Origin of the sequence: Pseudoselenomonas ruminantium (assembly GCF_900142515.1) — a bacterium.
GTDB lineage: Bacteria > Bacillota > Negativicutes > Selenomonadales > Selenomonadaceae > Selenomonas_A > Selenomonas_A ruminantium_D.
Window position 1 is genome coordinate 1 of sequence record NZ_FRBC01000049.1, and the last position, 5,275, is coordinate 5,275.

General features: G+C 47.2%; 7 protein-coding genes and 1 pseudogene. 6 read left to right on the forward strand and 2 right to left on the reverse strand.

The genetic code is table 11. From position 1 onward, the window contains the following. Positions 1-231 (reverse strand): transposase (locus BUB68_RS14650; protein ID WP_073092993.1); only part of this gene is annotated, 231 nt, incomplete at its 3' end. A gap of 74 nt (positions 232-305) precedes the next feature. Between BUB68_RS14650 and BUB68_RS14655 the strand changes: the two genes are divergently transcribed. From BUB68_RS14655 to BUB68_RS14665, 4 genes are all read left to right on the forward strand, one after another. Then, positions 306-947: an HAD family hydrolase gene (locus BUB68_RS14655; RefSeq protein ID WP_256626010.1), complete on the forward strand. Its 642-nt coding sequence runs from the start codon at positions 306-308 to the stop codon at positions 945-947. Between the two features lie 87 nt (positions 948-1,034). Beyond that, a complete protein-coding gene (locus BUB68_RS14660; RefSeq protein ID WP_073092995.1) occupies positions 1,035-2,396 on the forward strand; it encodes a GntP family permease in 1,362 nt (453 codons plus the stop codon). A gap of 16 nt (positions 2,397-2,412) precedes the next feature. Beyond that, on the forward strand, positions 2,413-2,709 hold the full coding sequence (locus BUB68_RS15885; protein WP_371914880.1) for a 4Fe-4S binding protein: 297 nt from the start codon (positions 2,413-2,415) through the stop codon (positions 2,707-2,709). Continuing rightward, on the forward strand, positions 2,630-3,616 hold the full coding sequence (locus BUB68_RS14665; RefSeq protein WP_073092997.1) for a P1 family peptidase: 987 nt from the start codon (positions 2,630-2,632) through the stop codon (positions 3,614-3,616). Before BUB68_RS15885 ends, BUB68_RS14665 begins: the two co-directional genes overlap by 80 nt. On the opposite strand, the gene BUB68_RS14670 is transcribed toward BUB68_RS14665, so the two are convergent. Next, the gene (locus BUB68_RS14670; RefSeq protein ID WP_073092999.1) at positions 3,595-4,068 is read right to left on the reverse strand and encodes a C-GCAxxG-C-C family protein; all 474 of its coding nucleotides are present in this window, start codon (positions 4,066-4,068) and stop codon (positions 3,595-3,597) included. The two genes, BUB68_RS14665 and BUB68_RS14670, sit on opposite strands and share 22 nt — an antisense overlap. A 185-nt stretch (positions 4,069-4,253) precedes the next feature. Here BUB68_RS14670 and BUB68_RS14675 point away from each other — a divergent pair, with 185 nt between their 5' ends. Next, positions 4,254-4,952 (forward strand): transporter substrate-binding domain-containing protein, encoded by a 699-nt coding sequence (locus BUB68_RS14675; protein ID WP_081372029.1) that lies wholly within the window; start codon positions 4,254-4,256, stop codon positions 4,950-4,952. 30 nt (positions 4,953-4,982) lie between these two features. After that, positions 4,983-5,275, forward strand: a pseudogene (locus BUB68_RS14680) (IS3 family transposase); the annotation flags it as partial.

A 5,275-nucleotide genomic window follows, 5' to 3' on the forward strand; every position in this document is an offset into this window, starting at 1 on the left:
ATCCCGCAATTCACGGCGTAATCTGGCAATTTCTTTCTGCTCATCTGATTCGTAGTTGCCGGAACCTCTTACAACGATATCGCCGGAGTCACGAAGTTCTTTGCGCCACTTGGTCAAAGTGCTGTAACCGATGCCTAGGTTATTGGCGCAGCCACGCAAGCCAAGCTCCTTATGATCTTCGTAATATTGAATTGCGTCAAGTTTAAACTGTTTGTCATGTTGTTTAGCCATTCTGAAATCCTCCTCAAGATTAGGTACGTACATTGTACCATGTTATGGGCTCATTTAGGATTTCTCATTTTGACTTGTACTATTTATATTCTAACTCCACACCGGAGGAATATGAGACTTATATCGAGAAATATATGCAAAAAAGCGTAGAGGGTTTCCAAAACCTGAAAATCGGCGAGGCATACTACCTTCCAATGGTGGAGGTACTGTCCTACCTCAGAGCCAATGACTTCAAGATATTCCTGGTATCGGGGGCAGATCGTCAGTACACTCGTGTCATGGTAGAGATTTTGCCAGTGGACAGTGACAACATAATCGGAACGGATTATCGGTATGTGGAGGAAAATCAGCAGGGAAAGGATGGCATGGAATATGTCTTCCCTTCGGATGGCAAGGTTGTGCGCGGTGAGTTCGAGGTAAAGAACATCAACATGAACAAGGTTTCTGCCATGGCCAAGGAAATAGGCAAACATCCCGTGTTAGCCTTCGGCAATTCCAGCGGAGATTTCAGTATGTACAACTATACAACTGCAAATACAAAATATAAAACCATGGTATTCTCCCTGCTGGCCGATGATATCGAAAGGGAATTTGGCAAGCCTGTTTCGGCAGAGAAAATGCTGAAAAATTGTGAGAAGAACGGATGGATACCGATTTCCATGAGAGATGATTGGAGAACCATCTATGGAGATAATGTGAAGAAGACAGGAGAGTGAAAATCGCAGGAATTTTTTGGGGGGTTGCAGAGTAAAGTGGCTGGGAAAAAGCGCTTATTTTTTATATCGTAACAGGAGTGGTAAAACATGTCGCAAGAGCAACAAGTTCTTGTAGGTCTTGCCGTCGGTATAATTGTTCTCATTTGGATGATTATAAAGACAAAAATTCATACGTTTCTTGCCCTTATCCTTGCCACGATTATTGTCGGCTTGGTGGGTGGAATCGAGTACGACAAGATAGTCGGCAGCATAACCAAGGGGTTCGGCATCACACTGGGCAGTATCGGCATCATCATCGGCTTCGGCGTGATGATGGGGCATCTTTTTGAAGTTTCGGGAGCGGCCAAGCGAATGGCACTTTGCTTCTTGAAACTTTTCGGCAAAGGCCACGAGGAACTAGCTATGGCAATCACCGGTTTTCTTGTGTCTATTCCAATATTTTGCGACTCTGCCTTTATCATTCTTACTCCCCTTGCCAAAGCAATTTCCGCCACCAGCCGCAAGTCCATCGTTTCTATCGGCCTGGCGTTGGCAACAGGGCTTGTTATTACGCACTCTCTTGTCCCGCCGACACCCGGTCCCGTCGGGGTGGCCGGAATTTTTGGAATCGATGTCGGCTCTCTCATTCTCTGGGGGCTTGTCCTGTCAGTGCCGATGATGTTTGGCTCGCTCGTCTTTGCTAAATACATCGGCGAGAAAATTTGGCAAATCCCCAAGGACGACGGTGGCTGGACACGGGACAGCAACTACGTTTCCAATTTGAGAAACGATGTGTATGAAGAGGCCAATCTGCCGAACGCTTTTATTTCTTTTGCGCCGATAGTCGCGCCAATAATTCTTATCTTGCTTGGCAATGTCACTGCGACTATGGGTATGAAGGAGGGCGCTTTCGCTTTCATCGCGTTTTTGGGCTCGCCGGTCATCGCGGTTGGCATCGGCTTTCTTATAGCCCTACACGGATTGGCGGGCAGTCTTGACCGTAAACAGGTTTTGGCCGAGATGGAAAACGGTATGAAGTCCGCGGGGATAATCATGCTCATAACGGGAAGCGGCGGTGCCTTGGGCATGTTGATTCGCGACTGCGGCGTGGGTCAAGTCATCGCGGAAAGTATGATTTTGTGGAACATACCTGCCGTTCTTTTGCCCTTCGTAATTTCTACCGTGGTGCGTTTCATTCAGGGTAGTGGCACCGTTGCTATGATAACGGCGGCTTCGATAACGGCACCTATAATTGCGAATATGTCGGTTAATCCCCTCTTTGCCGCACTGGGGGCATGTGTAGGCTCGCTCTTTTATTCTTATTTCAACGACAGTTTTTTCTGGGTGGTGAATCGCTCCATAGGCATCACAGAAGGTAGCGAGCAACTTCGTCTGTATTCAGTATCGAGTACGATAGCTTGGGCAATCGGTCTTATTGGTCTTTTGATTTTGAATGGGTTGGTGGGGTGATGCGCTAAACTTGTCCATGAAACATAAAAGATGTGTGGGCTGTCATCTTTGCGTTCTGGTCTGCCCGAACAGATTCCATACGCTCATCGGGAAGAAGGATTTACCGCAGCAGCAACTTGCTGATTGGTGCCATAAGAACAGGGAGATTTCCTTTATGTATTTGAAGAAGCTTATGAAAAATGCAGCCCTGCTGCTGTGTTCAATAGCGATGATATCAGCTGGCGGGGAGGTGCATGGGATGGAAATTTCAGGCCAAGAAAATCCCTTTTGGGTCTATAGATGGGGCCTGCGTGGGAAATGCCCAGAACAATGAGGGCAAGACGGGTGTTACTGTGCTTTGCTTTCCCAAAGGGGCAAAAACTGGCATTGATATCAGCGGCGGCGGCCCTGCCTCCCGGGAGACTCCTGTCCTTGAACCCACCAGAGAGGACATTGGCATACATGCTATCGTCCTTAGTGGTGGGAGCGCCTACGGCTTGGCGGCAGCAGATGGCGTAATGGCCTGCTTGGAGGAAAATGGCATTGGCTTAGACACAGGTTTTGCCTTAGTGCCCTTGGTGGTGCAAAGCTACATCTATGACCTTTCCTATGGGAGCGCAACTGTTCGTCTGGATAAAGCCATGGGTTATGAGGCATGTCTTAATGCCCTAAAAAAGAATAATCCCCAAAGCGGCTCGATTGGTGCAGGTACGGGAGCCACCGTGGGGACAATGTGCGGCATGAAGCAATCACAGAAAAGCGGGATTGGCTATTATGCCATGCAGATAGGGGATTTGAAGATAGGAGCCGTTGTAGTGGTAAATGCTATGGGGGATGTCTATGCGGAGGGACGGAAGATTGCCGGGCTCATGAATGAATCCCGCACGGAATACATAGATAGCACCAGGGCGTTTTACAAGATTGCTGCCCCAAAAGATTTGCCATCCCGCACCAACACCACCATTGGTGCAATCATCACCAATGGCAGGTTTGACAAGGCGCAGATCACCCGTATCGCCCAGCAGGCTGGCAATGCCTATGCCGGATGCATCAATCCCGTGGGGACGCTGACAGATGGGGATACGGTTTATGCCTCCTCCTGCGGCGAGCAGGTAACGGCTGACGTCAATATGGCAGGAACACTGGCGGCAGAAGTAATGGCCAAAGCCATAGAACGGGCGATAACTTCATCTCAAATGGATGATGAGGAATATCTGTCTTATTGCTTGGATTGTAGATAATTCTTTTCAAAAAGCGCAGCTGCTGTTGCGCAAAAATCTGCGCAGGGGCGCTCAGCATAATATTCCTTTGTACGCTTAGATGGTATGGGCTGGTCATGCTTCTGTTCTAACCCCAACAGCTCCCGGCAGATTATAGATCCTTTGGATTCTTGAAATTGAAGGACAAGCTCTTGTACTTTGCTGTACAGAGCTTTTTTCTTTTCATCGTCAGGCATGTCATATCCGTCTGTTAGCCCAATCAATAAGCATAAAGCCGAGACGGCACCGCATACTTCGCGAAGACGGCTGATTCCTCCCCCCATGGGCGATGCCATCCGCAATACAGTCTTAGGGTTCAGTCCCTTTTCTCGCAGATAGTCTTCATAAGCCAGCAGCACAGACTGTGAACAGTTGTAGCCGGAATTGAAATTGTCTTTAGCCTGTTGGCCACGAATAGATTTTTCAGTGTTCATGGTTAGTCTCCCTGTAATCCTTACTGCTCAAATTCACGATGGTGTGTTCAGTTCAAAGATTCAACGAAGGGCTTGAATTTCCTGCTTGGTTGCATGGTAAAGAAGGGTATGTAGGAAAAAGGAAAGCGTAGATAGAATAACGCATATGTATGAATGTGTTGATAAGACGGGGCAGGAGGAATACTATGCAAAGAAATATTTCACCAGTTAATATGATTTGTCTGCTATTGATGGCAGTATTGATGCTGACCGGAATACGTGCGGAGGCTGGCCATCTTGAGGAGATTGTAGCCAGAGGAACGATTCGGATTGGCACCACAGGAGATTACATTCCCATGTCTTACTTAAATCCGCAAACTGGGGAATATGAGGGTATCGATGCAGAGCTATCCAAGATTATTGCAGATTCCCTGGGGGTAAAAATTCAGTATGTGCCGACCACCTGGCCGACCCTTGCTGCCGATACGCAAGCAGGAAAATTCGACATTGCCCTCTGCGGTATTTCGCGCAATTACAACCGGGCAAAGATCATGGCCATGTCGGATGCCTATCTAAAGCAGGCCCAGATTATCGTCTATAATGACAATGCAGATATTCCCCGGCAAATTGCAGAGGGCAGGGCAGATATCATGATTACGGAAACTGTAGAGGCTGCCCACTATGTCCGCATGGACAAGCGCCTGGCCGCTCCGCTTAAGGATAGCCCCTTCACCCGTCATTCCTGTGACATACTGATGGAAAAAGGGGACCAGGAATGGCTGAACTATATCAATTTCGTACTGGCTGAACTGAGGATGGATGGTACCTTGGCAAAGATGTCATTTTCATCAGAGCAGAAACAAAGAGCCTTGCAGCCAAGGGCATCTATATACAAATGGCGATGACAATACATCAAGGAAGGACGATTGGCATTAATGAATCAGAAAGATATTCCCAGAGGCAGCTTAAAAGAAGGTTCCCTAGAAGTACCACAAGAAGAGTTGGATGCATTGAAGCAAAAAATGCATGATATGCAACTGGAAATGGATATCTTAAAAGAAACTATTGCTGTATTAAAAAAAGACCCAGGCATCAATCTAGAACCGTTGAAAAATCGAGAAAAGGTAGTGATAATTGATGCCTTACAACAAAAATATTCACTACCAGTGCTTCTGCTAAAACTCGGCTTGTCTAGAAGCAGTTATTATTACCAAAAGAAGATACAGAA